Genomic DNA, 3,091 nt, shown 5'->3' on the forward strand with positions numbered 1-3,091 from the left:
ACTTGCCACTAAGGGCTTTCCATTCGCGTATGTCCTCAATCCCCTCTATGCCAAGTATTTGTTTCCGCAAATCTTCGGTAAGTGGATTATTAAGCTGCTGAACTTCGGAAAAAGTATTATTTCCGCCTCCTGTGACCTCAAGTTTATATTCGCCATATTGAAACTCTGAAGAACGGACTGCCTTTTCAGCCGTGATGTTAATTTGCAAGCTCGCCGCACAAATAAACAACATCCCACATAATCCAAGCGATAATATGGTAAGTACGGCTTTTTTAGGGTTTCGTATGACATTCAAAACCGCAATTCGTATAGGCGTAGATTTTCTATGTCTTGTTTTTATTCTGCATTTAACGTTCTTATAGGCTGAAAATCGCTCGGCTTCGATTGGTGATGCGCTTCCGGCCATTTTCGAGGGAGTACGGACACTTACCCACACAACAAATATCTCAAACAACATCACGGCCAAGGTAGCCCAAAGGGTATTTACCCAATTCCAACCGTCTGGCTGCGTAGCATACCCAACAAGCCAGCCAAACAGGACTCCAGCCATGCCACCAATAACAGCAAGTGTCATGCCCTCATAAGCTACTATCCTTTTAACCTGTCTTTTTGTCGCGCCAAGTGTTCGTAATTGCCCGTATTCTCGTATCTTACTTACAACAGAAATATAGAATATCGTGTAAATAACGATAGCAGCCGCAAACAGTATAAGGCTTCCTATTAGTAAAATAGCCAAAAGGTTATCGACGCTTATAGATTGTCCGATATAATGAAAATATGGACTGTTAAAGCTGATCCGTCCCGCTTCAATATTGTTATCCTCACAAACCTGTGATATGAGTATTTTCGCTTCATCCGCTGTAAAACTATGCACGCTTTCAAGCCACAAATAAGCATTGTACTCTATACTTTCATCACCGATTAACAGTTCAAGGAAAGAATTTGAGAAAAACAGGTTAGATACATTGTTTTTCCACTGTGTATCATCAAATATACCCGTTATTTTGAAAGTACCTTTTATTTTCCTGCCTGCTTCAATCTGGATTGTATCGCCAATATCAACGTTTTGTCCTACCATATCCAAATAGGACTGTGATACTAATATTTCATCTTCATTTTGGGGGTAAACTCCCTCTATTACCACATTTGAATGAGATTCTATCATAACGTCGTTATAGTATATCAAAAATATATCCCTGTCCGGCGTTTCAACATAATCCAAATAATAAGCTACACCCACCTTGTATAAACGGTTGTCACTCATGAGCTTGCCTATTTCTTCAGAACTTACATTTTTAACAATCGCCTGATATGTATCTTTTACCAAATCATAATTCATTTGCCAGACGGAAAGAGTAATTAGCACCAAACTCAATACGACGCATACAGAAAAGACGATTGTAATAACTGCGGCAATATTCCTGCCCTTATTTCCTTTAAGGCTTCTTTTTGCTAGTTTATAAATAATCCCACTATTATTGTTTTTTGTATAATCCATCTTTACCTGCCTTCCACAACACGCCCGTCCTCTATCCTTATGACGGTATCGGCCATTTGTGCAAGCAATTCATTATGCGTAATCATAATAATGGTCTGTCCGAGTGTAAGATTTGCCTGTTTTAATATTTCCATGACATTCTCACTGGATTTACCGTCAAGGTTACCCGTCGGTTCGTCGGCTAACAAGATAGCCGGCTTCCCCACAAGGGCGCGGGCAATTGCTACTCGCTGTTGCTGCCCGCCTGAAAGCTGATTTGCCATGTTATAGAGCTTTTCATTTAAGCCAAGTAAGTCAATTATTTCATCCATATAGCCTTTATCTGGACTGCTACCGTCCAAGTCCAAGGGGAGCATGATATTTTCAAAGACATTGAGAATAGGAACAAGATTATAGCTTTGGAATACAAAGCCTATGTTTCTGCGTCTGAAAATGGTAAGCTGTTCGTCGCTCATAGACTGTATTTGCCGTTCTGCAATGGTAACGGTTCCTTCTGTCGGAACGTCTAAGCCCCCAAGCATATTCAGCAAAGTGGTTTTGCCGCTGCCGCTTGCTCCGACAATAGCAGTGAAACGGCCTTTATCAATTGATAAAGTAACCCCGTCTAATGCCTTTGTGATATTTGGTTCCTTACCATAGTATTTTTTTAGGTTGTTTGTTTCAACAATACTCATAGTATAATCATCCTTTCTGCAAGGAGATTTTCCCTTACTCCATTATGATAATCCTCAAATGTCCCAACATTGTCCCAAACGGTAAAAAGATTGTTACAGATTTAAGACTTTTATATTTTTATCGGTTTTATTACCGCTGTTCTGCAAATATATTGATATTGTTGTCCCCTTGTCCACAACCGATTTTGCCGTAATATACCCGCTTTGCCGGGATAAAATTTCACGCGAAAGGTATAGCCCAACTCCTACCCCGCTTGCTTGCCGCAAACGGTTTTCACGGTAAAACCGCTTGAAGATGTCGTTTATGTGCTGCGGCAATATTCCAATACCCGTGTCCCTAATGTCAATGCGTGAATATAATGCCATTGATTCTACGGATATATCGATTTTTCCATAGTCCGGCGTATATTTCACTGCATTATCCAAAATGTTGAATAACGCTTCGGCTGTCCACCGCATATCAAAATACAAGGATAGTTCGGTTACTTCGCTTTTAATTTCTATATGTTTTTCATTTGCCGTAGGCTGGATAGCAGTTACTGCGGTTTCAAGCAATTCAAAAAGTGGGGACATTTCCGGTTTTGGCGCAATCGTTCCATTCTCCAAACGTGAAATCTTTGTCATGGCTTCAATTAGAAACTCCAATTTACTAACTTGATTTCTCAAACCGGAAGTAAAGAATTGCCGTCGCTCTTTGTCTATGTTTTTATCCTCTAATGTTTCAGCTGCCATTTTAATATTTGATAGAGGTGTTTTTAGTTGATGGGAGATGTCTGAAACTAATTCCTGGACATTATTTTTTAGCTGTTCACTTTGCTCTGCTGCTCCCTGTGTAATTTCCTTGATTTTCAATAGCTTTGCTCCGATTTTGGAAATAAGCGTTTCATCTTCCAAGTCCATAAATCCGTCGGAATTATTT

The 3,091-nt window shown here is 39.9% G+C and carries 3 protein-coding genes; all 3 read right to left on the reverse strand.

Annotated elements, in window-relative coordinates:
- The coding region (locus tag RTP52_RS07995) for an ABC transporter permease (protein WP_312370361.1) at nt 1-1,498 on the reverse strand (1,498 nt) is incomplete at its 3' end.
- A gap of 2 nt (nt 1,499-1,500) precedes the next feature.
- Complete coding sequence (locus tag RTP52_RS08000) at nt 1,501-2,172, reverse strand: ABC transporter ATP-binding protein (protein ID WP_312370363.1); 672 nt, start codon at nt 2,170-2,172, stop codon at nt 1,501-1,503.
- A gap of 93 nt (nt 2,173-2,265) precedes the next feature.
- The coding region (locus RTP52_RS08005) for a sensor histidine kinase (protein ID WP_312370365.1) at nt 2,266-3,091 on the reverse strand (826 nt) is incomplete at its 5' end.

The organism is Lachnoclostridium sp. (assembly GCF_031997925.1).
Classification (GTDB): Bacteria; Bacillota; Clostridia; order Lachnospirales; family Lachnospiraceae; genus Lachnoclostridium.